21 protein-coding genes are annotated in these 25086 nt (G+C 72.1%); 9 read left to right on the forward strand and 12 right to left on the reverse strand.

All coding sequences use genetic code 11. The features are described from left to right. Window positions 1-4: 4 nt before the first annotated feature. Entirely contained in the window at window positions 5-1123 is a 1119-nt protein-coding gene (gene pcaDC, locus ACNYS0_RS08570; protein WP_422472051.1) for a bifunctional 3-oxoadipate enol-lactonase/4-carboxymuconolactone decarboxylase PcaDC, read from the forward strand. A 98-nt stretch (window positions 1124-1221) separates the two neighbouring features. After that, window positions 1222-2025 carry an SDR family NAD(P)-dependent oxidoreductase gene (locus ACNYS0_RS08575; protein ID WP_422472052.1) on the forward strand — a complete coding sequence of 268 codons (804 nt, stop codon included), beginning with the start codon at window positions 1222-1224 and terminating at the stop codon, window positions 2023-2025. 7 nt (window positions 2026-2032) lie between these two features. Here ACNYS0_RS08575 and ACNYS0_RS08580 read toward each other — a convergent pair whose 3' ends face one another. Then, window positions 2033-2689 (reverse strand): hypothetical protein, encoded by a 657-nt coding sequence (locus tag ACNYS0_RS08580; protein WP_422472053.1) that lies wholly within the window; start codon window positions 2687-2689, stop codon window positions 2033-2035. A 37-nt stretch (window positions 2690-2726) separates the two neighbouring features. Next, a complete protein-coding gene (locus ACNYS0_RS08585; RefSeq protein WP_422472054.1) occupies window positions 2727-5417 on the reverse strand; it encodes an ATP-binding protein in 2691 nt (896 codons plus the stop codon). A 238-nt stretch (window positions 5418-5655) separates the two neighbouring features. Here ACNYS0_RS08585 and ACNYS0_RS08590 point away from each other — a divergent pair, with 238 nt between their 5' ends. Then, entirely contained in the window at window positions 5656-6690 is a 1035-nt protein-coding gene (locus ACNYS0_RS08590) for a DUF2510 domain-containing protein (RefSeq protein ID WP_422472055.1), read from the forward strand. 153 nt (window positions 6691-6843) lie between these two features. Here ACNYS0_RS08590 and ACNYS0_RS08595 read toward each other — a convergent pair whose 3' ends face one another. Further along, window positions 6844-7476, reverse strand: coding sequence for a TetR/AcrR family transcriptional regulator (locus ACNYS0_RS08595; RefSeq protein ID WP_422472056.1), 633 nt, complete (start codon window positions 7474-7476; stop codon window positions 6844-6846). A gap of 102 nt (window positions 7477-7578) precedes the next feature. Here ACNYS0_RS08595 and ACNYS0_RS08600 point away from each other — a divergent pair, with 102 nt between their 5' ends. Together ACNYS0_RS08600 and ACNYS0_RS08605 are read left to right on the forward strand one after the other, a co-directional pair. Continuing rightward, window positions 7579-8553 (forward strand): phosphatase PAP2 family protein, encoded by a 975-nt coding sequence (locus ACNYS0_RS08600; protein WP_422472057.1) that lies wholly within the window; start codon window positions 7579-7581, stop codon window positions 8551-8553. Continuing rightward, window positions 8550-9437 (forward strand): DMT family protein, encoded by an 888-nt coding sequence (locus ACNYS0_RS08605; protein ID WP_422472058.1) that lies wholly within the window; start codon window positions 8550-8552, stop codon window positions 9435-9437. Before ACNYS0_RS08600 ends, ACNYS0_RS08605 begins: the two co-directional genes overlap by 4 nt. Window positions 9438-9455: 18 nt before the next feature. Here ACNYS0_RS08605 and ACNYS0_RS08610 read toward each other — a convergent pair whose 3' ends face one another. From ACNYS0_RS08610 to tgmA, 4 genes are read right to left on the reverse strand one after another with little or no spacing between them, the layout of a single operon-like run. Beyond that, a complete protein-coding gene (locus ACNYS0_RS08610) occupies window positions 9456-10481 on the reverse strand; it encodes an LURP-one-related family protein (RefSeq protein WP_422472059.1) in 1026 nt (341 codons plus the stop codon). Between the two features lie 41 nt (window positions 10482-10522). Then, window positions 10523-11971, reverse strand: a complete 1449-nt coding sequence (locus ACNYS0_RS08615; protein ID WP_422472060.1) for a carboxylesterase/lipase family protein — start codon at window positions 11969-11971, stop codon at window positions 10523-10525. A 53-nt stretch (window positions 11972-12024) separates the two neighbouring features. Beyond that, complete coding sequence (gene tgmB / locus ACNYS0_RS08620) at window positions 12025-13044, reverse strand: ATP-grasp ribosomal peptide maturase (protein ID WP_422472061.1); 1020 nt, start codon at window positions 13042-13044, stop codon at window positions 12025-12027. Window positions 13045-13057: 13 nt separating this feature from the next. Next, window positions 13058-13249: a putative ATP-grasp-modified RiPP gene (gene tgmA / locus ACNYS0_RS08625; protein WP_422414573.1), complete on the reverse strand. Its 192-nt coding sequence runs from the start codon at window positions 13247-13249 to the stop codon at window positions 13058-13060. 308 nt (window positions 13250-13557) lie between these two features. On the opposite strand from tgmA, the gene ACNYS0_RS08630 reads away from it, so the two are divergent. After that, window positions 13558-14397, forward strand: a complete 840-nt coding sequence (locus ACNYS0_RS08630; protein ID WP_422472062.1) for a hypothetical protein — start codon at window positions 13558-13560, stop codon at window positions 14395-14397. Window positions 14398-14580: 183 nt separating this feature from the next. Beyond that, window positions 14581-15306, forward strand: coding sequence for an ankyrin repeat domain-containing protein (locus ACNYS0_RS08635; RefSeq protein WP_422472063.1), 726 nt, complete (start codon window positions 14581-14583; stop codon window positions 15304-15306). 18 nt (window positions 15307-15324) lie between these two features. Here the strand turns inward: ACNYS0_RS08635 and ACNYS0_RS08640 are convergent, their stop codons facing one another. The 3 genes from ACNYS0_RS08640 to ACNYS0_RS08650 all read right to left on the reverse strand — a co-directional run bounded on the left by ACNYS0_RS08640 (window position 15325) and on the right by ACNYS0_RS08650 (window position 19136). Next, window positions 15325-16554 (reverse strand): amidohydrolase family protein, encoded by a 1230-nt coding sequence (locus ACNYS0_RS08640; protein WP_422472064.1) that lies wholly within the window; start codon window positions 16552-16554, stop codon window positions 15325-15327. A 129-nt stretch (window positions 16555-16683) separates the two neighbouring features. Continuing rightward, window positions 16684-18072 (reverse strand): MFS transporter, encoded by a 1389-nt coding sequence (locus tag ACNYS0_RS08645; protein WP_422472065.1) that lies wholly within the window; start codon window positions 18070-18072, stop codon window positions 16684-16686. Beyond that, window positions 18069-19136 carry an MBL fold metallo-hydrolase gene (locus ACNYS0_RS08650; RefSeq protein ID WP_422472066.1) on the reverse strand — a complete coding sequence of 356 codons (1068 nt, stop codon included), beginning with the start codon at window positions 19134-19136 and terminating at the stop codon, window positions 18069-18071. Before ACNYS0_RS08650 ends, ACNYS0_RS08645 begins: the two co-directional genes overlap by 4 nt. Before the next feature lie 107 nt (window positions 19137-19243). On the opposite strand from ACNYS0_RS08650, the gene ACNYS0_RS08655 reads away from it, so the two are divergent. Beyond that, window positions 19244-20140, forward strand: coding sequence for a LysR family transcriptional regulator (locus tag ACNYS0_RS08655; RefSeq protein ID WP_422472067.1), 897 nt, complete (start codon window positions 19244-19246; stop codon window positions 20138-20140). A gap of 30 nt (window positions 20141-20170) precedes the next feature. On the opposite strand, the gene ACNYS0_RS08660 is transcribed toward ACNYS0_RS08655, so the two are convergent. Further along, the gene (locus ACNYS0_RS08660; RefSeq protein ID WP_422472068.1) at window positions 20171-21466 is read right to left on the reverse strand and encodes an MFS transporter; all 1296 of its coding nucleotides are present in this window, start codon (window positions 21464-21466) and stop codon (window positions 20171-20173) included. A gap of 73 nt (window positions 21467-21539) precedes the next feature. Further along, entirely contained in the window at window positions 21540-23855 is a 2316-nt protein-coding gene (locus tag ACNYS0_RS08665; RefSeq protein ID WP_422472069.1) for a beta-glucosidase family protein, read from the reverse strand. A gap of 261 nt (window positions 23856-24116) precedes the next feature. On the opposite strand from ACNYS0_RS08665, the gene ACNYS0_RS08670 reads away from it, so the two are divergent. Beyond that, window positions 24117-25055 carry a sugar phosphate isomerase/epimerase family protein gene (locus ACNYS0_RS08670; protein ID WP_422472070.1) on the forward strand — a complete coding sequence of 313 codons (939 nt, stop codon included), beginning with the start codon at window positions 24117-24119 and terminating at the stop codon, window positions 25053-25055. Window positions 25056-25086: the final 31 nt, after the last annotated feature.

Genomic DNA, 25086 nt, shown 5'->3' on the forward strand with positions numbered 1-25086 from the left:
CCCCATGACCGCACAGCTGAACCACCACACCGAGGGTTCGCCCACCGCTCCCCCGGTGATCCTCGGGCCCTCCCTCGGGACGAGTTCCGCCCTGTGGGACGGGGTCGCGCCCGAGCTGTCCGCCGCCCACCGCGTCGTACGGTGGGACCTCCCCGGTCACGGCGGCTCGAAGGCCGACCTGATCGCCCCCGGCGCCACCGTCGCGGACCTCGCCGACCTGGTGCTCGCGCTCGCCGACAACCTCGGCATCCACCGGTTCGCCTACGCGGGCGTATCGCTCGGCGGCGCCGTCGGCCTGCACCTGGCCCTGCACCACCCGGAGCGCCTCACCAGCCTCGCCGTCATCTGCTCCTCCGCCCACTTCGGCGACGCCAAGAACTGGGAGGAGCGCGCCGCCCTCGTCCGCAAGGAGGGCACGGCGGGCGTGGCCGAGACCGCGCCGTCCCGCTGGTTCACCCCCGGGTTCACCGTGGAACGCCTCGTGCAGGACAACCGGGACGCCGACCCCGCGGGCTACGCGGCCTGCTGCGACGCCCTCGCCGCGTTCGACCTGCGGGACCGGCTCCCCGACATCACCGTGCCCACCCTCCTGATCGCAGGACGCGAGGACCCCGCGACCCCGCCCGCCCACCTGCGCGAGATCGCCGACGCCGTACCGGACAGCGAACTCGTCGAGCTGGCCGGGGCCTCCCACCTCGCCCCCGCCGAACGGCCGGAGGCGGTCGTCGGGCTGCTGCGCACCCACCTCGGGCACACCGTGAAGCGCGGCATGGAGGTGCGCCGCGAGGTGCTCGGGGACGCGCACGTCGACCGGGCGCAGGCCAAGCAGACGCCGTTCACGGCCCGGTTCCAGGACTTCATCTCGCGCTATGCGTGGGGCGAGATCTGGACCGACCCGACGCTCGCCCGCCGCGAACGCAGCATGATCACGCTGACCGCGCTCGTCGCCCACGGCCACCTCGACGAGTTCGGCATGCACGTCCGCGCCGCCCTGCGCAACGGCCTCACCCCCGACGAGATCGGTGCCGTGGTGCAGCAGTGCGCGGTGTACGTGGGCGTGCCCGCCGCCAACTCGGCGTTCGGCGTGGCCCAGCGAGTGCTCGCCGAGGAGGGCCTCGCCTAGGGTCTGTCGTTTGGATCAGGCCCCTGGGGCCTGACACCGACAGGCGTACGACCAGTGGGGCCACGACCGAAACACGGCGTGGCCCCTAGCCTGGAGGCATGGCCACAATCCTGATCACCGGTGCCACCTCCGGCCTCGGCCGGTACCTCGCCTTCGAGCTCGTCCGTGGCGGGCACGTCGTGCTCGCCCACGGCCGGGACGAGAAACGTACGGACGCCCTCGTCGAGGAGCTGCGGGCCACCGGCGGGCGCGCCGAGGGCTTCGTCGCGGACCTCGCCTCCCTGGAGCAGGTGCGCGGCCTCGGCGCCCGTGTCGCCGCCGCCCACCCGGAGCTCGACGTCCTCGTCAACAACGCCGGTGTCGGCACCGGGGCGCCGGGCACGGGCCGTGAGCTGAGCGCGGACGGGCACGAGCTGCGGTTCGCCGTCGACCTGCTCGCCCCGGTCGCCCTCACCCGCGCCCTGCTGCCCACACTCCGGGACAACGCGCCGTCCCGCGTGGTGAACTGCGGCTCGCTCGGCCAGGCCCCGCTCGACTTCGACGACCTCGAGTTCGCCGACAACTACAACGGCACCGAGGCGTACTGCCGCGCCAAGTTCGCCCTCGCCGCCCACACCTTCTCCCTCGCCCGCGAGCTGTCCGGCACGGGCATCCACGTCAACGTCATCCATCCGGCGACGTACATGGACACGGCGATGGTCCGGGAGGCCGGGGTCGGTCCGCTCAACACCGTCGAGGACGGCGCGGCAGGTGTACTGGCCCTGGCCGTCGGCGAGTTGGGCGGCGAGGCCACCGCCGGCTTCTTCGACGGCGAGCAGCCGACGCTGGCGCACGCGGAGACGTACGACCGCGAGGTCCAGGACCGTCTCGACGCCGAACTCGACCGGATCCTCGGCCCGTAGGCGGGCGTTACGACCGCGGTGTGCTCTGCCAGCGCCACGCGGTCGGGCGAGGGCGCCCCGGCAGATCGGCGCGGCCGGTGGCCCACAGCAGAGTGGGCCAGGGATCCGCGCCGCCGGGCGCCTCCGGGAACAGCCGGGTGAGCGCCCGCGAGCAGAGTTCGGCGGGCGGGGTCCAGGCGAGGCCGAGGCCTTCCGCCGCGTCGTGCGTGTGCACCAGGGTCTCCACCACGCCCATCGCCGCGAAGCCTTCGGGATCCGACACGCCGGAGGCGTGGTGGGCGCGTACCTCGGGTGACGCCGTCCGCACCATGGCGACCAGCAGCGCGCCGCACGCCTCAAGCACCTGCACCAGGCCCGCCGGGCCCGCGGCACGCTCCGCGAACAGGAAGTACGCGGGTCCGCCCGGCCTCTTCTGGTTCAGCGCGAACGGCACATGGGTGTCCAACGGCGGGCTCTGCGGCCCCAGTTGGACGGAGTAGTACAACAGGTCGTTGGCGAGGTGCTCGACGGTCTCCCAGCAGTCCCACTCCAGCGAACCGGCCTTGCCGCCCCACCCCTGCGGGGGTGCGCCCCGAAGCGCGTCCACGGCGAGCCGCACGGCAAGGTCGACGTCGTCCGCGGTGACGGGGGACGACGCTGGTCGGGTTTCGACTGATCGAGACATGCCAGGACCGTATCCCCATCCCCTGACGGACGGGGCACTAGCGCAGTCCGCGTCCCGTCTCCAGTACCTCCCTGGCCCGCGCCGTCAGCCCGTCCGCCCCGCACGCACGGGCCAGCTGGAGCCCGCGGTTGAGTTCGGAAAGCGACCGCGCGGCGATCCCGTACTCGACCCGCGCCCGAGCGTGTTCGTACGCGCAGGGGGACGCTTCGAGGTACGTGACCGCCTTCGCGTACAGAGTCAGCTGTTCCCGCCCCGTGGCCAGCGCGGCGGCGCTCCGCAGCGCCTCTCCTATCGCGGTGTCCGTGCCGAACCGCTCCGCCTGGACGCGGGACTGGGCGACGAGGTCGGCGGCGCGCCGCGGGTCGGTGTCGGCGAGGGCGAGGGCCAGGTCGCCCGCCCACGGCGCGACGATGGTGTTGTGCCCGCCACGGGCCGTGGCGACCTTGGCGCCGGTCTCCAGGTCGTTGATGCCTTCTTCGGTGCGGCCGACGGCGAGCAGCAGACGGCCGCGCACCGAGTGGGCATCGGGAAAAATGATCATCGACGGGTAGGGCGGGGCGAAGCCGTAACGGTCGGCCGTCCGGAGGGCTTCCTCGGGCTTGCCGCGGGCGAGCAGCGTGTCGATGAGCATGGCCGCCGCGGTCCAGTGCATGGGCAGTCCCTGGCCCACCCGGTCCGCCAGGCGCAGTCCCTCGCGCAGGAACGCCTCCGCGTCGTTGAGCCGGCCGCGCCTGCGGTGGATGTAACCGACAAAGGCGTGCGCGAGGGAGAGGTGGCCGCCGCTCCAACCGGCGGTCTCGTAGGCCCGCATGCCCTCCGCGAACAGGCTCTCGGCGCGGTCGAGCCGGTCGGTGAAGAGGTACGAGAGGCCGAGCGCGATCAGGATCTCGAAGCCCCACTCGGTGTCGGTCCAGCCGAGGCCGGGGGCAAGGCGTCCGTTGACCAAGGAGCGGTCGCAGTACTCCGCGACCTCCTCCGCGTTCTCACCGCGGTTCATCATGTCGAAGGCGCGCAGGATCAGCAGGACCCGCTCGGGGTTGTCGCGCCCGGTGACCCGGCCCGCGAGTTCGGCGAGGCGGCGGGAACGGTCCTGCGGATCGTGCTCGCCCGCATAGATGCACTCCCAGAAGTGGCGGGTGGCCCGCAGGCGCAGCCGGTGGGGCCCTTCGGCCGACTGGGCGATCTCGGCATCGATCGCGGCGAGCGCGTCGTCCAACCGGTTGGTGTGCACGAGGGCCTGGGCGAGGCGGCACACCGCGTCGACGCGGTCCTCGCCACGAAGCCCGGGGTCGGAGTCGAGGGCGGAGCGCAGGTGCGCGACGGTGGTGGACGGCGTGGTCAGCAGCGTGGCGCAGCCCAGCTCGTACAGGACGTGCGGCCGGATCTCGGGCAGCGGCGGTTCCTGGAGGGCGCGCTCCAGGCAGCGCCGGGCCGCCGAAGGGGCACCGACGGCGAGGTGCTCGCGGGAGGCGGCGCGCAGTTGCTCGACGAGCTCGGGGTCGTCGTCCGGGTGCACCTCCAGGAGGTGCCGGGAGGCGGCGGCGGGGCCGTGCCCCGAGGCGGTGACCGCCCACGCGGCCTGGCCGTGCATGGCGGTGCGGGTGGCCGAGGGGATCGCGTCGTACACGGCGGACGCGATCAGCGGGTGGACGAACTCCAGGGTGTCGGCGGCGCCGTACCCGGATCCGGGGGACCCGGTGTCGGTCAGGATGCGGGCGGCGCGCAGGTGCTCGGCGCAGCGTCCCGCCTGCTCGGGGTTCATGCCGGCGAGCAGGGCGGCGAGGCCCGGTTCGATGCGGGTGCCGAGGATGGCGGCGGCCCAGGCGAACCGGGTCGCGTCGGTGCCGAGGCCTTCGAGCCGGGTGACCAGGCCGCGACCGCGGGCGGACCGGTTGAGCGCCCGCAGTTCGACGGCGGCCTTCTCGTCGGGCTCCAGCTCGCTGTCCTGGACCTTGGCGAGCAACTCGACGGTCTCGTACGGGTTTCCGCCCGTGACGGCCCACACCTCGCGACAGAACGGGTCGTCGGCGTGGGCGCCGAGCGTGGCGCGGGTCAGGCCCGCGGTGGCGTCCGGGGTGAGCGCGCTCAGCTGGGAGACGCCGGGGCGGGCGGCGGCGGCCACGGCGTCCAGGCAGGCGGCGGCGCGCCCGTCGGTGGCCTCGCGCTGCGCGACGACGAGGAACACCGGCAGCCCGTCGAGGCGCTCGGCGAACGCGGCGAGCCACTCCAGGGTCTCCAGGTCGGCCCAGTGCGCGTCGTCGATGAGCAGCACCAACGGCCAGTGCAGGCGGGCCAGTCGGGACGCCGCGGCGACGAGTCCGTCGCGCACGCCCTGCGGGTCGGCCTGCCGCCCGGTGGGCTCGGCGATGCCGAGGGCGGGGCCCGCGATGTCGTACCAGTCGCCGAAGTACTCGCGGGCCTCCTCCTCGGAGAGCGCGACGAGGGCGGGCTGGAGGAGTTGGCGCACGACGTTGAAGGGGACGGACGTGACGGTCTCGCCGCCCCGGGCCGACCACACGGTGGCCCGGCCCTCGGCCATCTCGCGCACCTGGGAAAGCAGCGCGGTCTTGCCGATGCCTGCCTCGCCCTTGTAGACGATGAGGCTGCCGGAGGCTGCGGAGTCGCCGTTCAGATCGTCGAGCGCACGCGCCGCGACGTCGAGTTGGGACTCTCTCTCCCACAGGTGAGGGCCGGAGGGCGCGGCGTCCGCGTGCCGTCCCTGGGTCATCCCGCAGCCTCCTGTTGTCGAACCGGGTGTCGCCCCGGTGTCCGGTCGCAGCCGACCACTTGGGGCGATCGACGTCCTGGTCACGAGACTAGACCGGGAGGCCTCCACTTCGTGGGGCGTCGCGGCAGCCGGTGACATTTGGCCGGAGATGGGCAGTGCGGACCGGCCTGGTAACGATCCCGACCGGGGGCCGGACCCTCTCATCCCCTTTTCAGCCGGGCCTCATACTGTTCCGTCCATGACGTCGCAGACTCCCGCAGGCTGGTACCCCGACCCGGGGCAGATACCCAACGGCCCGCGCACCGAACGCTGGTGGGACGGCGCACGCTGGACCGACCAGACCCGGCCCGCCACCACGACCCCGCCGCAGCCGCCTTCGCAGCAACCGGCACCGTTCGCCCCGCAGCCGCCCGCGCCCTGGACCGACCCGCCGTATCCGAGCCATCCGGGCCATCCCGGCCAGTTCCCGCCGGCGGCGCGCGGCCGGGGCCGGATCGCCATCGCGGCCGGGATCGCGGTCGTGGTCCTCGCGGGGATCGGCACCGGTGTCTACGCGCTGACGTCGGGCGGTGGCGACGACGGCAAGAACGACAAGGCGGACTCCCGGTCGCGGAGCCCGAAGGAGGCGAAGCCCGAGGATCCCGGCGCCCCCGGCGGCGAGGGCGAGAGCCCCGACCCCGACGCGCCGGGCGCAAGCCCGCGGGCGCCGCTCGACCAGGGGTTCGCCACCGACGTCAGCAACGGCGTCGCGATCCCGGTCATCAAGAACTGGACGGGCACCGACGGAGCGGGCGTCGCGGGCATCACCGTCGGCCCGTACCCCTGCCCCAACTCCAAGGACGACGTCTGCGTGAAGGGCGGCGCGTCCACCTCATCGGCGAAGCGCCTCAAGCTCGACGCGAAGACGGCGAAGGCCGCCGCGAAGGAGGACATCGCCAAGAACGCGAAGTCGTCCTACGGCGGCAAGACCTACGAGGGGATCACGGGCCACAAGCAGCTGTTCGCGAAGGAGGTCACGGTCGCCGGGCAGAAGGGCTACCGGGTCCGCTGGAGCGTCGGGACGAAGTCGGGCGTCGACGCGTGGGTGGAGTCGGCCGCCTTCCCCTCCCCCGCCAACCCCGACAAGCTCATCGTGCTGCGCGCGGGCATCGACGTGCCGAAGACCGCCGCGGACAAGGCGAAGGGCCCGGACGCCGGGGCGATCGACAAGATCCTCAAGGGCATCAAGAAGGCCACGGTCGCCGGCGACGGCGACACGGGCGAGAACGTCTGAGCCCGGCTTCGGCCCCCGCACACATGCGGCCGGGCGGGTCCCCCTCCGCTCAAGGAGGAACCCGCCCGGCCGGGGGTGCGCGCCGCCCCCGTCCCCACGGTGCGGCGCGGGCAGACCACCGGTCGGTCATCCCTGCGACCGGCGGCCTCCCGTTCAGGTGGCCCGACCCTCCGGGGTCAGGCCGAGTCCCGGAATCAGCACGCGCTCGACGAAGCCGACCAGATAGTCGGCGTCGGTCTCGCACCCTTCCAGGATCGGTCGGCTGCGCATGACTCCGAAGAGCTGCGCGGCCAGATAGGGCAGGGCGGGATGGTCCGCGGCGATCTCGCCGCGCGCCACCGCCCGCTTCACCATCGCGTCGATCGACGCGAGCTCCGGCTCGATCAGCGCCTCGCGCAGGGCGGCCTTCAGCTCGTCGTCCTGGAGGGCGGCGTGCCCGAGGGCCTGCACGAGCACCGTGTCCGGCTTGGCCTGCGACGCCGCGTTGCGCGCGGCGGTCACGAGGTCCCCCGCGAGCGTACCGGTGTCGGCCGTGAAGAACTTGGCACAGCGTCCGGCCCGCAGCGCCGCGGCCACGAGCTGCGGCTTCGTCTTCCACTGCCGGTACAGCGTGGACTTGCTGCAACAGGCCTGCGCGGCGACGCCCTCCATGGTGAGCGCCCCGTACCCCTGCTCCCGCAGCTGATCGAGGACCACGTCGAAGAACTCCTGCGCCCGCTCGGGGCTGATCTTCGAGCGTCGCGAGGCGGTGGGTGCGGCCTCGGTGGCCTTCTCTCGCGTCGTCATGGCCCTCACTCCTCGGTTCGGCTGCGGTGTCGATGAGATCACACCGGCCTATCGATACGCCAGTGTACCGGTACGCCAACGTATCGGTACACTGGCGTATCGATGAACGGGAACATGCGGGAACCGGAGCAGCACGCCGTCCGGCCACCCCTGATACGCGAGCTCTTGCTGGTCGTGGGACTTTTCCTCGTCTACAAGCTCGGGCGGCAGCTGGCCAACGGCCACACCGCCGAGGCCTTCCACAACGCCGACCACGTGTGGAGCTTCGAGCGTGCCGTGCACCTGCCCGGCGAGGGCACGGTGCAGGACGTGCTGCTCGGCAGCGACACCCTGGTGCACGCCGCGAACGTCTACTACGCGTCCGTGCACTTCCCGGCCACGATCGCGCTGCTCGTCTTCCTCTACCTGCGCCGACCTCGCCACTACCTGTGGACGCGGCGGGTGCTCGCGGTGCTCACCGCGGCGGCACTCGTGCTGCACCTCACGTTCCCGCTGGCCCCGCCGCGGCTCCTGGCCGCCACGCACCTCGTCGACACGGCGCAGGTCTACGGCCCCTCCGTCTACGCCGCGAAGCCCGCGACGGACACCATGGCCAACCAGTTCGCCGCGATGCCCTCGCTGCACTTCGGCTGGGCCCTGATGGTCGCCATCGGCCTCGTCGCGGCGACCCGCTCGCGGTGGCGGTGGCTGTGGCTGCTGCACCCGCTGATCACGCTGGTCGTCATCGTGGGCACCGCCAACCACTACTGGCTCGACACGATCGTGGCGACGCTGCTCCTCGCCGCCGCGCTCGCGGTGATCCGGCTGCCGCGCGCCGTCGAAGCGAAGGGCTTCTGGCGCCACCTGTTCCCGGTGGCCGCCCCCAGGACCGCACCGCACATCGCCGAGTCCTCGGCGTCCACGTCGACGCCGTGGACCCCGGCCGCGTTCCGTACGCCGCCGGACGCGCTCACGGCCGCCGACGTGCTCGCGGCGGCGACGCCGACCCGCATACCCGTCGAGATGATCGCCGCGCCGAACGCCCATCGGGCCCCGTCCTCCGCCGCCGCGGGCCTCGCGACCGGAGCGGCACGATGACCGCCACCCTGCTCGCCGTCGTGCTCTCCCTGGTCTCCGCCGTCGCCTACGCCGCCGCGGCCGTGGCCCAGGAACGGCTCGCCGCGAGGTCGGGGGCGGGCGTGCTGCGGCTGCTCGCGACGGGGACCTGGTGGTGGTCGGTCGGCCTGAACGCCTCGGCCGCGCTGCTGCACGTCGCCGCTCTCAAGTACGGTCCCCTCACCCTAGTCCAGCCGCTCGGCGCGCTCACCCTGGTCGCGGCGGTGCCGCTGGGGGCGAAGGTGGCCGGCCGGCACGTCACGGCCGGCGAATGGCGGGGCACGGCGCTCACGCTCGCGGGCCTGGGCGCGCTGCTCGTCACGGCCTCGGGCCCCGCCCCCGACGACACGCTCTCGCTGCCCGAAGCGCTCGGCGTGGCCGCGGCGACGGCGGCGCTCATCGGCGTCCTCTCACGCCGCGGCGCCAAGCCGGGCCTGCGGCACGCCACCGCGTCCGGGGTCGCCTCGGGCGTCGCGTCCGCGCTCACCCAGACCGTGACGGTGGCGGTCACCGACCGCACGGGCCCCCTGCTCGACGTCCGGGTGATCGCGGTGGCCCTGCTGGTCGCGGCCTTCGCGGCGGGCGGCCTGCTCCTGTCCCAGACGGCCTATCAGGGCGGCCTGGGCGCCCCGCTCGCGATGGTGACCCTGTCGAACCCGGTCGCGGCATCGGTCATCGGCCTGGTCCTGCTCGGCGAGCACCTCCAGGGCGGAGTGGCGGGCTGGAGCCTCGCGGCGGTGGGGGCGGTGCTGGCGACGGGGGGCGTGGTGCTGCTGACACATTCGACGGCGAATGATCTCAATCAAGCCCCGCCGGCGATTGAGGCGCGGGGTCCGGGGCAGAGCCCCGTGACCGCAACCCCGTAGGACCGCGACGAAGCCCGGTCACCCGAACCCGCGGGAGTCCTGCTTCAGAGCCGTGTCCACGGTAAGAGCCGTCGCGACGACAAGGCTCAACAACGGCTCCGGCAACTGGTAATGCACCTGCAAGACATAGTTGTCGGCCGTCGTGAACATCGTCTTGGCCAGCCCCTCCCACGTCTTCGTGATCCGCGCGACCTCGTTGTCCGCGTGGTCGACGATCGCGAAGTTCCAGGCCCGCCAGTTCTCCGCCTTGATCGCGCCGATCTGCTGGCCGTTCACGTTCATCGCGAAGTTGATCTTCCCGATGGCGTTCTGCTGGACGATCTCGCCGACCGGCGTGCCGTCCGGGCGCTCCACGAGCACCTTCGACTTGATGAACTTGGCCGGCCGCGTGAGCACCATGAGCGGCTGCCCGTACGGGTCCCGGATCTCCAGCCGGTGCGTCATGAACTGGTCGACGCTGGCGACGAAGCGCAGCGCCTTCTTCATGGCGCTCTGGCCGACCTGGACGACGGAGCCCACGTGGTTGCCGTGCTGATCCATGACGCTGTACTCGTTCGTCAGCTCGATCAGCTTGGCCTTCTGGTTCACCACGAGGACCGGCTCGGTGAACAGCGTGCCGCCGCCCTGCCCGGCTCCCGCGACGCCCGCCTGCTGCTGCACCTGCCGCTGCACGTCGGCGGCCCGCGCCTGCGCCTGCTGCTCGTACAGCGACGGGGGCTGGTGCTGAGGCTGGTGCTGAGGCTGTGCGAACTGCTGCGGCGGCTGCTGCTGGGGCTGCCCCGGCGCGAACTGCTGCTGCTGCGGTTGCTGTTGCTGCACGGGAGCCTGCTGCGGCTGAGCCGGCGCGAACTGCTGCTGCGGTTGCTGCGCCGGAGCCTGCTGCTGCGGCGGCACCTGGCCCGCGGCCGGAGCCGGGGCCTGGGGCTGCGCCTGGGCGGCGTGGGTGTGCTCGGTCCACTGGGCGCCGTCCCACCACCGCAGCGTCTGGGGCGTGCCCTGGGGGTCCGGGTACCAACCTGCGGGGGTGTTCGAATGCGTCGTCACCGGGGCACACTACCGCGCCGCCCTGTGAGCCCTTCCGGCCCTCAGCGCGCGCCCTCCCACAGCTCCCGCTCGGCCGCCCGCGGATCCGACTCGACCCCGCAGGCGCCCGCGTCGAACACCATCGTCGCCCGCTCCCCCGCCGGGTCGTACGCGGCCCAGCCGGGGTCCCCGGACGCGGCGAACGCGACCCACGCGCCGTGCATCGCGCGGGCCAGGTCCGCCGGGGCGTCCTTGCCCGCGAGCGCCGCGTAGTCCGGGTCGTCGGCGCGGTCGAAGACGAAACCAAGCTCCAGGGCGTGGCACGCCCCCAGCCGACCGTCGAACTGGGGCGAGCGCCACGCGAACTCGTACAGGTGCGAACCCGGCACGGACTCGGCGAGCCGCACCGCCGGGATCCGCCAGAACCAGTCGGTGACGACGGCGTCGAGGAGCTCACCGGGGCTCGCGTCCGGGCGGCTCGCCCGGTACCCGTCCAGGTCGGCGCCGAAGGCCTCGGCGCCCCGCCGCACCCGCTCCTCGCTGATCGTGTCGAAGCGGCCGGTCGGCACCATGTAGAGCCGGTTCTCCTCGCGGTTGCTGCCGACGAGGATGTCCACGCCCAGGTCGGGCCCCGGCATGACGTGCTCGTCGGCGATCGGCTCGAAGACCATCCCGTTCAGCGCCGCGTCGCCCCACACCGCCGGGTCGGGCCGCGACCGGAACTCGTCCGACAGCGCGCCCTGCGCCGCGATCAGCTCCGGCAGCGGCACCGCCGCGAACGCCTCCGCCGTGTGCGGCACGCCGAGCCGCTGTGCCATCCGCTCCCCGATGCGGCGCGCGGTGTCGGGCCGCACGAAGTGGTGGCAGGCCCCGCTCTCCAGGATCGCGCGCCGGAACAGGCCGCGGGCACGCGGTTCGAGGAGCAGCCGGCCGATGGCCACCCCGCCCGCCGATTCGCCGAACACGGTCACCCGGTCCGGGTCGCCGCCGAACGCCGCGATGTTGTCGCGCACCCATTCCAGGGCGGCGATCATGTCGAGCAGGCCGCGGTTGTCGGGCGCCCCCGGCAGATGCAGGAACCCGTCGACGCCGAGCCGGTAGTTGACGCCGACGAAGACGACGCCGTCGCGGGCGAAGGTGTCGCCGCGGTAGCCGGAGGAGTTCGCGGAGCCGTTGGAGAACGAGCCGCCGTGCAGCCACACCATGACGGGCAGGCGCGCGTCGGATCCCGGCTGCGGGGTCCACACGTTCAGGTTCAGGCAGTCCTCGCCGTCCTGGGACGTCTCGGGGATCAGCGCGTCGAACGGCGGGGCGTACGGGGCCTTGGGCGCGGTCGGCCCGTACCGCGTGGCGTCGCGCTCCCCGGTCCACGGCTCGGCGGGCTCGGGCGCGGCGAAGCGGCGCGGGCCGAACGGGGCGGCGGCGTACGGCACTCCGAGGAAGGCGGCGATGCCGTCCTCGGTGCGGCCGCGGAGGGTTCCCTGCCTGGTGACTGCGGTGGCGTCGGTCATACCTCCCTCGTACCCCTCGCCCGCCTCCGCGTAAAGATCTTCGCGCAGTCGTGTCAGCCACACCCCGCGCCGAGCGTGCGCTCGCCGTCGTCGCCCGTAGGGGGCACCGGCCCGAGGGGTTCGCCCGCGAGCCACTGGGCGACGGACCGGCCGATGGGCTGTCCCGTCTCGATCTCGATGAAGCCGAACTGGCCCGACTGGTTGCACTCCAGGAACCACCAGATGCCGTCCGCGTCCTCGGCGAAGTCGAACGCCCCGTACGCCAGTTGGGCCCGGGTCAGATAGGTCCGCACCGCGTCCGCGACGCGCCGGGGCACGGGTATCGGGCGCCAGGGGCCCGCGGCTGCGTCGAAGCGCACGTCGTCCACGGCCGCCTCCACGCTGTACCCGGCGCCCCCGGCCTCCGCCGAACTCGCCGCGCGCGCCGCGAACAGCCGGTCGCCCACGCAGATCAGGCGGATGTCCGCGGCCCTGCGCACCCGGCGCTGCAACAAGGTCGGCCCGTTCGCGACGTCCTGGTAGTCCTCGCCGGGGCGCACGCGTGTGGTGGGCACGGCGAGCCCGGCGTCGTCGGGGTGCTTCCCGGAGACCGGCTTCACGATCAGGTCGGGATAGCGCTCGGCGAACTCGCGGGCGGCGCGCGGGAATGTGGTGATCAGCGTCGCGGGCACCGGGAGGCCGCAGGCGCGCGCCAGCCACAACTGCCACGGCTTGTGGCGGGCCTGGGCCGCGGAGTCGGGGTGGTTCATCCAGCGCGCCTCGGTGCACCGCAGCATCCCGTACAGGGACTGCGAAGCCTCCTCGGTGAGCCAGAACGAGGCGGCCTGCGCCCGAGCGGCGGGCACGCCGGGGCGACGCACCCAGATCGAGCGCAGGCCACCCATGCTGACGACCCGGCCCCCGACCGAGAGATGGCCGTGGAAGGCGCCGTGCGCGAACTCGCCCGACACCCCGACGCCGCCGGGCAGTTCGGCGGGGTCGAGCCGCAGGACAGGTATTCCATTGGCATTTAATTCGACGACGGCCATGTCGGCCGTCACATCCTGTTCACTCGTCAGGATCAGCACGGTCATTCCGCTGGGCCGTTCAGTCGTCGAAATGGGTTTTCGAACCCGCAGTGGAGGTGGTGGACGCGAACTCCCGCAACACTGCGTAGTCGCGCGCCGCCACTGTGCCGTCGGCCAGCACGTTCAACTGCAGGGTCGCGTCGTACACGTACGGCGCTCTGACCTCTGCCTCTCGCGTAGGTCGGGCATAGTTCAGTGCGAACGGTCGCATGAGCTCTCCTAATTGGGGATTCGCCAAGTCAAGCGCATGGTGACTCTCCGACGTCACACCTCCAGCGAATTTCTCGGTCTCGTTTCGGGTAAGACGCGTCACATCACTGAGGAGTTCATTCCGCAACGCAGCGTGATGACGCAACGTCAGTCAGGTAATGAACGGGCATTGCAGGGGACTTTGTGGCCACTGCACCTATACGGTGCCTTTACAACCCTTTACATCTCTGCCCGCCGTCGCGCGGCGACAATCCGCCACCTTGCCCGAACGTCCGCTGCGCGCCCCGGTGGTGAGGCAGTGTGATCTCCATGACCCGGTACACGAAACGCCACAAGAGACGCTTCGCGCTGACCCTCGCCACCGCCGTGGGCGCCCTCACCCTCGGCGCGACGACGGCGTCCGCCGCACCCACCTGGACCGAGACCGGCACCACGCACGTCAACTCCCTGACGGGCAGCCAGGGCCTGGCCTCGCGCGCGGACGGGTCGCTCCTGTACCGCGGTCTCGGCTCGATCCCGCTGTCCCTGCGCGTCGCGGGCTGGACGCACGTGGGCGACCCGGACGTGGCGCGCGGCTACACCTTCGACGCGTACCAGGGCGGCGACAGCGCGACGAAGAAGATGTTCGCGGTCACGACCGCGGCCGGGAAGCGCACCACCTACGAACACGCCCTCGATCCCGGCGAGTTGCTCAACAACTCGTTCGCGGCCGTGTCGCCCGACGGTCAGTGGCTGGTGTCCGGTGAGTGGGGCACACGGGAGCGCCTCCAGGTCTTCCCCACGCCGGTCCTCAACGCCTCGGCGCCGCAGCCCGGCGCCAACCTCCCGCAGGCCGGGCAGATCTCGCTCGACAAGCCGGTCACGAACATCCAGGGCTGCGACTTCACCGACGCCACGCATCTCCTGTGCTCGTCCGACGCCGCGACGAAGGAGGTCCTCGAGATCACCCTCGCCCGCCCCGTGGACGGCGCACCGGTCGCCGGTCGCGTGGCCACCGCCTTCGCGATCCCCCAACGCAGCGTCTGCAAGGGCGCGTTCGAGTCCGAGGGCATCGACTACGACGCGGCGCGGGGCACCCTGCGCGTCCAGATGGTGCCGCCGGCCCCGTGCCTGGTGACGACGGCCGTGATCTCCTACGAGCGGGGGTGACGCGGGCGCGCATCGGCCGATCGGACGACATCGGGGTCCTCCCCCGGCCCGCGGCACGTACCCGACGGGTCGACGCCGGGGCGCGCGGCCGGGGCGGAGGATCGGGGCATCGGCACAGCCCCACCCGACGGAGGACCGCGATGCGCAGCCCACGACGCCCCAAGCACCCGCTTGAGCGGACTGATGAGCGGACTGATCGCGGCCGGCGCGCTGGCGTTCGTCACGGCCTGCGCCGCGGCGCCGGACGACGCGGCGGACACCGAGCGCTCACCGAAGGCCTCGGCCGAGCGTTCGTCCGGCGCCCCGTCCGCCCCGAAGGCCTCCGCGGACCTGCTGCGCGCCGCGGGCGAGGGCGACACCGACGCCGTCCGCGCCGCCCTGCGCGCGGGCGCCGACACCGAGGTCCGTGACGGCGAGGGCCGCACCCCGCTGCTGCTGGCCGCGCTCGACGACCATGTGGCGGCGGCGAAGGCCCTCGTCGCGGCGGACGCCGACCCGGACGCCCAGGACGAACAGGACGACAGCGCCTGGCTGGTGACCGGCGTCACCGGCAGCGCGGCCATGGCCCGCGCCCTCGTCCCGGCCGACCCGGACTACTCCCTGGTCAACCGCTACGGCGGTACGTCGCTGATCCCCGCGGGCGAGCACGGCCACGCCGCGTACGTCCGCGAGGTGCTGCGCAGCACCGACATGGACGTGGACCACGTCAACGACCTCGGCTGGACCGCCCTGTTGGAGGCGGTCGTCCTCGGCGACGGCGCCCGCGACCACCAGCGCGTCGTCGGCCTGCTGCTCGACGGCGGCGCCGACCCGGAGCTGGCCGACCGCGACGGCGTCACCCCGCTCGACCACGCCGAGCGGCGCGGCTACGACGAGATCGCGGAGCTGCTGCGGGAGGCGGGGGCGTAACGCCGGGCGCCCCCGGGGTCAGCCGACGGGCGCGAAACGCGGGTAGGTGTCCACCGGCTCGGGGCCGACGACCTTCCCGTCGTGCAGGACGAGGACGCGGCGCGGATGGTCCGCGACCGCCTCGGGGACGGATCCTGCGGCCACCGCCACGAGGTCGGCGCGGCAGCCCGGCGCGATGCCGTAGCCGTCGAGGCCGAGCGCGGCGGCGGCCTGGTCGGTGACGAGCGACGCCGCGACGCGCAGTTCCTCGTCCGTCATCAGCCCGTCGCGCAGGCCGATGATCGTCGCCCGCTCCAGCATGTCGCCGGTGCCGTAGGGCCACCAGGTGTCACGGATGTTGTCGGAACCCGCGAAGACCCGTACTCCGTGCCCGCGCAGCCGCATGACGGGCGGCATCGGTCCTGCCGGGCCGTTGGTCATGATGGCGACACCCGCCGAGGCCAACGCGTCGGCGGTGCGGTCGAGTTCGGCGTCGTCGACGGCGCCGAGGCTGTACGCGTGGCTCACCGTGACCCGCCCGCCGATGCCGAGCGCCGCCGTGCGCGCGGCGATGTCGCGCAGCTGCCCGGTGCCGGTCGTGCCGCCGTCGTGCAGGTGGATGTCGACGCCCTTGCCGTGCTTCTCGGCGAGGCCGAAGACGATGTCGAGCTGGCCCGCGGCGTCGCCGTCGAAGCCCACGGGGTCCAGGCCGCCGATGAGGTCGGCGCCCTCGGCGAGCGCGGCGTCCAGGAGCTCGGCGACGCCGGGCGCGGTGACGACGCCGCTCTGCGGGAAGGCCACGATCTGCATGCCGAGGCGGTCGCGGAACGCCTCGCGGACCCCGAGCACGGCGTGCAGGTTGCCGAGGCCGACGTCGGGGTCGACGTCGACGTGCGAGCGCACGTGGCCCGTGCCCGTGGCGATCACGCGGCGGGCGAGCGCGGTCGCCCGCTCGGCGACCGGGACCGGCTCGGTGGCGCGGGAGGCCCGCTCGGACATGATCTGGTCGTGCAGCGTGCGGGTGCTGCGGTGCGGCCGCCAGGGCGCGCCGAGCAGCGTCTTGTCGAAGTGGGCGTGGCCGTCGACGAACGCGGGCAGCAGCAGCGCGCCACGCAGGTCGACGGCGTCGGGCGCGGGAGCGCCACCGGGCACGTGGTCGACGACCTCGCGGACCCGTCCGTCGGCGATCCGGACATCGACGAGGCGCCCGTCGGCGAGCGTGGCTCCGACGAGATTCGCGGGTTCGGAAGGGGCTGCCGCCTCGCGCATGTGGGTCTCCTTGCGTAGTTCACCTGCGTCGTCCGGCGCGACGCAGGCACCGACCGCAAAATGGTATACCAAATCACCCCTCCCCTGAGGAGCCCGTCACAGCGACACCGGAGCGAGGCCCGTCGCCCACTACCAGGACCGTTCCGACACCGCTGCCCGCGCGGGCGTCGCATCGAGGCCGGGAGATTCCTCGTCCGTGCTGTGCCGCGCGGCGAGGAGGGCGGCCGCGCTCAGGGCCGACATCCCCGTCCAGGCGACACCGACAGCCCACAGGGCGCCGTCGGCGGCGATCACCAGGCCCGCGGCCAGCAGCGGGGTGAACCCGGCGCCGAGGGTGGCGGCGAGCTGGTAACCGATGGACGTACCGCTGTAGCGGACATGACTGGGGAACAGCTCCGCCGCGAAGGCACCGTAGGGGCCCGCGGTGAAGCCCTGGACGACGCTCAGGCCCAGGAAGAGAGCGAGGAACAGCGCCCACGTACGGCCCGTTTCGAGCAGGCTCGTGATCGGCAGGGCGAGGAGCATCGCGGCGAATGTACCGGCGAGCATGACCTTCCGGCGGCCGAGCACATCGCTGAGCCGTGCCGCGACGAGGATCATGACGATGGTGCAGAGACCGGCCAGCGCCTTGACGTTGAGAACCGAGGTCTGGTCGATCGTGGCCTGCTGCACCGCGTAGGAGACGGCCCAGGCCCCCATCAGGCCCTGCGCGGCCTGGCCCGCGATGCCGGCGAACACGGAGACGACCAGCGAGCGGGTGTGCTTGGTGAGTACCTCGGCGGCGGGGACCCTGGCCGGTTTCGGCTTCCGGGCCAGCTCCTGGAACACCGGGGACTCGGAGACCTTCAGGCGCACGAACAGGCCGACCATGACGAGTACCGCGCTGAACAGGAAGGGCACCCGCCAGCCCCAGGCCAGGAACTGCTCGTCGGACAGGGCCGACGCGGCGCTGAGGACGAGGGTGGCGATGACCGTGCCGGCCGGGGCCCCCATGTAGGCGAAGGAGGCGGCGAAGCCGCGGTTGTTCTTCTTGGCGTGCTCGAAGGCGAGGAGCATCGCGCCGCCCCACTCGCCCCCGATCGCGATGCCCTGCACCACCCGCAGGAGCACGAGCAGGACGGGCGCGGCGGCACCGATCCTTTCCGTCGTCGGCAGCAGCCCGATGAGGACACTCGCCGTGCCCATCAGCGACACGGTGACCACCAGCATGGCCTTGCGGCCGAGCCGGTCGCCGAGATGTCCGAAGACGACGCCGCCCAGCGGGCGGGCCACGTAGCCGGCGGCGAGTGTCCCGAAGGACAGGAACAGCGCCGTTCCCGGGCCGAGTCCGGTGAAGAACACCTTGTTGAAGACGATGCTGGCCGCGGTCGCGTAGAGGATGAAGTCGTAGTACTCGATGGCCGTGCCCAGGGCGCTGGAGGTGAGGATCCTGGCCATCTGGCGGCGGTGATCCCGCGCCTCGGCGTGTGCCGTGCACGGTTCGGTGGCTCGGGAAGGGTGCGGATTCGATGCGGTCATCGGTGCGCCTTTGCACGCTCGGAAACGGTTCCCGCTCCGGCAGGGGCGGCGAAGGAGATCACTTGCAGGTCGTCGGGGACGAACAGGTCTCCGCTGAAGGTGTGTCGGGCCTCCAGCCACGACTCGTGCGGAGCGAAGGCGGGGACCAGGTGGTGCAGTGCGAGAGCCCGTGCGCCCGCGGCGGTGGCGATCTCCCCGGCTTCCCGCGCGGTGGTGTGAGCCCTTCTGTGGTGGTCCATGGTCGCCTTCATCAGCGTCACGTCGGTGTACTGCTTGGCGATGAGGTTCAGGTCGATGGCCTCGTGCAGCAGCAGATCCGTGTCCTGCGCCAGTCGCACCAGGTTCCGGCAGGGGGCGGTGTCGCCGGAGACGGTCACCGAGCCCTCGGCCGTGTCGAAGCGGAAGGCGAACGCCGGGGCCGTGGGGTGGTGGGAGACCAGCGTCGCGGTGACCTCGACGATCTCGTCCCGGAACACCGGGAACGGCTCCATGTCGGGGGCCACGGCGTCGTTTGGGTCGAAGCCGGTGCCGTCGGGGAGTTCGATGTCTCGGACCTCGAAGTGGTCCGAGGGAGGTCGCGTGCACGAGTCGAAGACCCGGTCGTTGATGTCGGTGGCGTACGCGGCGGACAGGGCCTCGAAGAGGTCCTCGGTCCCGGGGGTGGGGTTCTCGGGAGCGACCGGCCGGGGCGTCCCGGACGCACGCGACGACACCGGAGGAAGCTTGCCCCTCCGGCCGGGGCCGCGCACCGCGATGGGCGCCAGGGCGGAGTCCTTCCGCTCGAACTGGCTGAACAGCAGGAGCGGCGCCAGGTCGACGGTGTGGTCCGAGTGCAGGTGGGTGAGAAAGACACCGCGCACCTGCTCGACACGCAGCCCCGCGTTCTTCAACTGCCGCCCCGCGCCCTGCCCGCAGTCCACCAGATACACCCGGCCCCGCACCACGACCGCGGTGCTGATGCCACTGCGTTGCGCTCCGCCGGGGGCGTTCCACCACCGCGGCCCCCCGGCGGTGCCGAGGGTGACCACATACGGTCCTGATGTCTGCGGGACGGCACTCATCATGATCCTCACGCTCTTGGTGTGACCTGCGTCATGGCGTCCACCGATCGTGGCCCGCACCACCAGACACGTAAAGCAAATAGGTTTTCCGCTACACCTAAGCTCTCCTTATGAAGGAGATGACGCTGCGCCAACTCGAGTACTTCGTCGCCGTGGCGGAGGAGCAGTCGATCACCAAGGCCGCGCTGAAGTGCCATGTCACGCAGGCCGGGATCAGCCTGGCCATCAAGGACCTCGAATCCGCCCTGGGCGTCGACCTGGCGATCCGCCGCAAGTCCAAGGGCGTCTGTCTGACGCCGACCGGCCGCGTCGTCGCCAACCGGGCCCGCGCCCTGCTCGGCGAGGCACGGCACCTCGTCGACTCGGTGGACGACGTGGCCGGCGGCTTCTCCGGGACGTTCACCGTCGGCTGTTTCAGCACGCTCTCGACGCTGGTGATCCCCGAGGTGGCCGACTACTTCGCCCGCGAACACCCGGACGTGAAGCTGGAGTTCGTCGAGGGCCCGGGGCCGGAGATCCAGGAGATGCTGCTGCGCGGCCAGATCGACCTGTGTTTCCTGTACGAGGTCCAGCGGCACCCCGAAGTGGAGACGGTCCTGCTGGCCGAGCGCCACTTCCTCGTGGCCCTCTCCCCCGAACACCCCCTGGCCGAACGGGAGGAGGTCAGCATTCGCGAGTTGACGCCCCATCCGGCCGCCCTGCTCGACGTGGAGCCGGCCTCGTACCTCAACGAGAGCCTGCTGCGCCGCTTCGGCGCCGAACCCAACGTCGCCTACCGCAGCGCCAGCGTCCACACCATCCGCGAGCTCGTCGGGCGCGGGCTCGCGTACTCGCTGCTCATGCAGGAGGTGCGCGAGAGCCCCGAGGGGCGGCCGCTGAAGTTCCTGCCGATCATGGAGCCGGTGGGCACCAACTCCCTGCTGGTGGGCCACCCGCGCGGAATCCGGCCGTCGAGGCTCGCGACCGCGCTCATCGACTACTGCCGGGACCACCTGCCGGTGGGGTAGGCGCCCGCGGGCGCCTACCCGCGTTCGCGCTCAACGCACCTTTCGTACGGGCAGGATGGCGAGCGCTCCGGCGAGACACACCAAGGAGGCGGTGATCAGCAGGATCGCGTAATTGTGTCCGCCGCCGAGCGAGATGAGCAGCGCGCCGAGCGCGGGAGCGAAGATCTGCGGGGCCGACATCGCGATGTTGAAGATGCCGAGGTCCTTGGAGGGGTTGTCCGGGTCCGGAAGTACGTCGATGACGAGCGCGAGGTCGACACCGAGGTAGGTGCCGAAGCCGAGCCCCAGGACGATCTCCGCACAGTAGAAGAGGGCGATGGTGTCGGCCCGGCTGAGGATCAGCATGCCGACGCCGAACGCCACGGCGGCGACGGCGATGAACGGTTTGCGGCGCCCGAACCGGTCCGAGAGCCAGCCCGCCGTCTGCGCGGAGCCCATGACGACCAGACCGTAGACAAGGACGCCGACGGCGAGTGTCTCGGTCGCGGCGGCGGCGCTGAGCCGCATCTCGTGCTGGAGGTAGATGAGGCGGAAGGTGGTGAACATCCAGTTGGCGAGGGTCAGCAGGAAGCGGGAGAGCCAGGTCCAGGCGAAGTCCGGGTGCTGCTTGGGATTGACCCAGTAGGTGCGCAGGACCGCCTTGAAGCCCTCCCGCGGGGGCTTGTGCTCCAGCGGCTTGTCCGGAAGGACCAGCATGTATGCGATCACCAGGAGGATGCCGATGACACTGGGCACCAGGAAGAGCAGCAGCAGTTGGTCGGTGAAGTACTTCGCGATCCAGGTGCCGGCGGTGGGTGCCAGGTTCTGCATGATGCCGAGCAGCCCGCTGATCCTGCCGCGCCTGAACTCGGGGACGTTGTCGGCGACGGTCGCGACGAAGGCGGCGAGCGCCGCGTTGGCGGATGCGGAGGCGATGACGAAGCCGACGGTGATACCGGCGACCCCGGTCGCCGTCGCGATGACGAGCACTCCGATGAGCAGCCCCAGCATGCCGAGGGCGAGCCAGGGCCTGCGACGGCCGTAGCGACTGGTCGTGCGGTCGCTGAGCCGTCCGAAGAACGGGTTGGCCAGCATCGCGGCGACCGATCCCGTGGTGGTGACGATGCCGAGCGCGGCGACCTGGCCGTCCTCGGGGACGACCGCTTGGACCTTGAGTTGCAGACTGACGAGGATGGGCGTCAACAGGGCCAGGAAGATGCCGAGTTGACCGGCCGCCATGCCCACCACCAGGCGGGGGCGGGGGCCGGCCGCGGACTCCGGAGCGAGGGAGCCGGTCGTACCGCGTGGGGGTGCAGGGGTGTCACTCTGGCGGGTGTCTGGTGTCACGGCGAGTGCTACTTCCTTGTAGTCGGGCAGAACACGTGCGGACGTACAGAAGTGAGGTCTGCTTCCGGAGCGGTTACGCGTGGCGGAGGTGACGGCCTGCGCCCACCAGGCGTGGGGGCCCGGTGAGTTCGACATCGGCGCGCAGCCGGATGTCGCCGCTGGAGGCTCCGAGCATGAGGTGGATGGTGCCGGGCTCGACGAGGCGCCGCCCGTCGCCCGATGCGCTCTTGGTGTACGAGGTCTGGTCGGCGTGCACCCTGAAGACCACGCGGGTCTGCTCTCCGGGCCGCAGGGAAACGACCTCGAAGGCGGCCAACTGCTGCGCGGGGCGGGCGACTTGGGCGACCGGGTCGTCGTAGTAGAGCTGGACGGCCTCCCGGCCCGCGCGCGTTCCCGTATTGCGGACGAGGCAGGACACCTCGATGCACCCGTCGGTCGGGACCTGCCCGTCGCCGGCGAGCCGCAGGTCCTCGTAGGCGAAGGAGGTGTAGGACAGGCCGTGGCCGAACGGGTACAGGGGCGTGTTGTCGAGGACGCTGATGCCCTCGCTGTGCCGGCCGAGCGGCGCGCTCAGGTAGGTGCCCGGACCGCAGTCCGGGGTGCGCGGAACCTGCACGGGCAGCTTGCCGCTCGGGCACACCTGACCGGACAGGACGCGGGCCAGGGCGGGGCCGCCCTCTTCGCCCGGCATGAAGGCCCCCACGACGGCCACGCAGCGCTCGGCGATCCCGCCCAGTGCGTACGGGCGGCCGGAGACGACGAGCAGGACGACGGACGTGCCGGTGGCGAGCACCTCTTCGACCAACTTCCGCTGCACGCCCGGAAGTTGGAGGTTGCCGGCGTCGCACCCCTCCCCCGAGGTTCCGTTGCCGAACATTCCGGAGCGGTCGCCGACGACCACCAGGGCCAGATCCGCCTCCGTGGCGGCCCGCACGGCGGCAGGCAGCCCGGAGGTGTCACTGCCGCTGACCGCGCAGCCCTGCTCGTACACGAAGCGGATGTCCGGCAGTTCGGCGGTGAGCGCCTCACGCAGGGTGGGCAGGGCGATGCCGGCCGCGTGGCCGGGGTACTTGGGCAGGACGTGGTTGGGGAAGGAGTAGCACCCCAGGAAGGTGCCCGCGTCGTCGGCGCCCGGGCCGATCAGGGCGATGGTGGGGGTTTCGGCGGCGTCCAGCGGCAGGGCGGCGCCCTCGTTGGCGAGCAGGACGACGGAGCGTTCGGCGAGGGTGCGGGCGAGCGCCCGGTTGGCCGGGGAGTCGAGGTCGACGGGGGTGCCCATGCCGGCGTCGGCCTCCGGGCTGTAGTCGGCGTCCAGCAGCCCGAGTCGGAGCTTCTGCCGCAGGACGCGCGCGACGGCCCGGTCCAGGAGTCCGGGGTCGACCCGGCCGTCGTCGAGCTGCTCGGCGAGGGGATCGCCGTAACAGCGGGTGTTGGGCAGCTCGACGTCCATACCGGCGGTCAGCGCCAGGCGGGCGGCGTCCCCCTCGGTGGCGGCGACGCGGTGCATGGTGCGCAGAAATGCGATCGACCCGTAGTCGGAGACGACCGTGCCGGTGAAGCCCCACTGCTCGCGCAGCACTGTCGTCAGGAGTGCCTCGTCCGCGCAGGCGGGGACACCGTCCTGGTCGGTGTAGCTGTTCATCACCGAGCCCACCGCGCCCTCGCGCACGGCCATTTCGAAGGGCGGCAGAATGACGTCGGCCATCTCCCTGGCACCGATGGAGACGGGCGCGTGGTTGCGGGCACCGCGCGAGGCCGCGTGCCCGGCGAAGTGCTTGAGGGTGGCCACGACGCCCTGGGACTGCATGCCTTGTACGTAGGCGGTGCCGATGAGGCCGGTCAGGTACGGGTCCTCGCCGAGCGTCTCCTCGACGCGGCCCCACCGGTAGTCGCGTACGACGTCCAGGACCGGGGCGAGCCCCTGGTGGACCCCGACCGACGCCATGTCCCGGCCGATGGCGGCGCCCATCTCCTCGACCAGGGCCGTGTCGAAGGTGGCGGCCCAGGCCAGCGGGGTGGGGTAGACCGTGGCACCGAAGGCGGCGAACCCGGTGAGGCACTCGTCGTGGGCGATGGCGGGGACGCCGAGGCGCGTGTCGCGCAACTTCCGCTGCACACGGACGAGTTCGGCGCGGCCTTCCTCGGGCTCCAGGGGGCGGGTGCCGTAAGGGCGGGTGAGGTGGCCGATGCCATGGGCGAGCGCCGTGGACTCGTTCGAGCGGGCGGCGAGGGCTTCCTCGATCGGTGCGACCCGGGCGTCTCCGCTGCCGACGTTGGACTTGGTCCAGTAGCTGCCGAGCTGGGCGAGTTTCTCGTCCTGGGTCATCTCGGCCAGCAGGGCCTCGACGCGCTCGTCGGCAGGCAGCGAAGTGTCGTTCCAGGGGTTCATGGGGCTCCTGTGTCCGGCCTGCACATCTGCGGCGCCACGGGTCCGAGCGGGTCGGCCGACAGATAAGTTCACGGCGTTGACAAATAGACGCCGGAAGCATGCGCATGACGAAACCCTCTGGTCAAGAGGTTCGGGCCACTTTCCCCGGTCCCACGGAACAGATCATTCCGAACCGGCCGCACGGGGCATCGCGTGTGACGTGGGCCACCCTTGACAGCCGCGGAAACCATAGATCATATAGGAAATGAAGAAAGGGAGCCGATGCTGACTCACACCGCGGAAACCTGGCCGATCGCCGCCGCCCTGCTGCAATTCCCGAACACCGGACCCGATGGTGTCTCCACACAGGACCAGCCGGCGGAGCAGTGGGCGCAGAGCCTCCAGGAGGTGGCCGAAGCGGGCTTCACCGAGGTCGATCTCACCGATGGCTGGCTGCGTCCCGGGGACCTCGCCCCCGCCCGGCTCGAGGAACTGCGCGACACCCTCGCCAAGGTCGGACTGACCGCCCCCGCCATCTCGGCGATCCGCCGCAGCGTCATCGACCCCGCCGACGGCGACGACAACCTCGCCTACTCGCACCGCACCATCGACGCGGCCGCCGCCCTCGGTGTCCCGCTCGTCTCCTTCGGCCTGCACCGGCCGCTGACGCCGGAGCAGCAGGCCGTGCTCTGGTTCTGGACCGTGCCGGGGCCCAAGGACCCCGTCGGCGACAAGGAGATGTGGCACAAGGCAGTGACCCGGCTGCGTGAACTCGCCGACCACGCGGCCTCGGTGGGCGTCGAGCTGTCCCTGGAGATGTACGAGGACACCTACCTGGGTACCGCGGACTCGGCGGTCGCCCTGCTCACCGACATCGAGCGGGACAACGTCGGCCTCAATCCGGACCTGGGAAACCTCATCCGCATGCAGCGCCCCGTCGAGTCCTGGGAGTCGATGGTCACCAAGACGCTGCCGCACGCCAACTACTGGCACGTGAAGAGCTATTACCGCGTCGAGGACCCGGCCACCGGCACCGTCCTCACGTCCCCGGCTCCCATGGAGTCCGGCTTCGTCAGCTACCGACGAGCCGTCAAGATCGCCCTCGACCACGGCTTCAACGGCGCTTTCTGCGTGGAGCACTACGGCGGCGACGGCCTCAGCGTGTCCGCCGCGAACCGCGACTACCTGCGCCGCATCCTGCCCCGCCGTTCCGCGGCCTGAGCCCACCGCACCGCCCCGCCCCGCCGCGCGC

The organism is Streptomyces anthophorae (genome assembly GCF_049310305.1).
Lineage (GTDB): Bacteria > Actinomycetota > Actinomycetes > Streptomycetales > Streptomycetaceae > Streptomyces.

Bases quoted from the DNA above. Each gene is read 5' to 3' on its own strand.
- ACNYS0_RS08640 (WP_422472064.1), bottom strand. From the start codon at position 16,554: ATGCGCGAGGCGGCAGCCCCTTCCGAACCCGCGAATCTCGTCGGAGCC.
- ACNYS0_RS08590 (WP_422472055.1), top strand. From the start codon at position 5,656: ATGACGTCGCAGACTCCCGCAGGCTGGTACCCCGACCCGGGGCAGATA.
- ACNYS0_RS08580 (WP_422472053.1), bottom strand. From the start codon at position 2,689: ATGTCTCGATCAGTCGAAACCCGACCAGCGTCGTCCCCCGTCACCGCG.
- ACNYS0_RS08600 (WP_422472057.1), top strand. From the start codon at position 7,579: ATGAACGGGAACATGCGGGAACCGGAGCAGCACGCCGTCCGGCCACCC.
- ACNYS0_RS08605 (WP_422472058.1), top strand. From the start codon at position 8,550: ATGACCGCCACCCTGCTCGCCGTCGTGCTCTCCCTGGTCTCCGCCGTC.
- ACNYS0_RS08655 (WP_422472067.1), top strand. From the start codon at position 19,244: ATGAAGGAGATGACGCTGCGCCAACTCGAGTACTTCGTCGCCGTGGCG.
- ACNYS0_RS08650 (WP_422472066.1), bottom strand. From the start codon at position 19,136: ATGATGAGTGCCGTCCCGCAGACATCAGGACCGTATGTGGTCACCCTC.
- ACNYS0_RS08575 (WP_422472052.1), top strand. From the start codon at position 1,222: ATGGCCACAATCCTGATCACCGGTGCCACCTCCGGCCTCGGCCGGTAC.
- ACNYS0_RS08635 (WP_422472063.1), top strand. From the start codon at position 14,581: ATGAGCGGACTGATCGCGGCCGGCGCGCTGGCGTTCGTCACGGCCTGC.
- tgmB (WP_422472061.1), bottom strand. From the start codon at position 13,044: ATGACCGTGCTGATCCTGACGAGTGAACAGGATGTGACGGCCGACATG.
- pcaDC (WP_422472051.1), top strand. From the start codon at position 5: ATGACCGCACAGCTGAACCACCACACCGAGGGTTCGCCCACCGCTCCC.
- tgmA (WP_422414573.1), bottom strand. From the start codon at position 13,249: ATGCGACCGTTCGCACTGAACTATGCCCGACCTACGCGAGAGGCAGAG.
- ACNYS0_RS08665 (WP_422472069.1), bottom strand. From the start codon at position 23,855: ATGAACCCCTGGAACGACACTTCGCTGCCTGCCGACGAGCGCGTCGAG.
- ACNYS0_RS08630 (WP_422472062.1), top strand. From the start codon at position 13,558: ATGACCCGGTACACGAAACGCCACAAGAGACGCTTCGCGCTGACCCTC.
- ACNYS0_RS08645 (WP_422472065.1), bottom strand. From the start codon at position 18,072: ATGACCGCATCGAATCCGCACCCTTCCCGAGCCACCGAACCGTGCACG.
- ACNYS0_RS08585 (WP_422472054.1), bottom strand. From the start codon at position 5,417: ATGACCCAGGGACGGCACGCGGACGCCGCGCCCTCCGGCCCTCACCTG.
- ACNYS0_RS08615 (WP_422472060.1), bottom strand. From the start codon at position 11,971: ATGACCGACGCCACCGCAGTCACCAGGCAGGGAACCCTCCGCGGCCGC.
- ACNYS0_RS08670 (WP_422472070.1), top strand. From the start codon at position 24,117: ATGCTGACTCACACCGCGGAAACCTGGCCGATCGCCGCCGCCCTGCTG.
- ACNYS0_RS08595 (WP_422472056.1), bottom strand. From the start codon at position 7,476: ATGACGACGCGAGAGAAGGCCACCGAGGCCGCACCCACCGCCTCGCGA.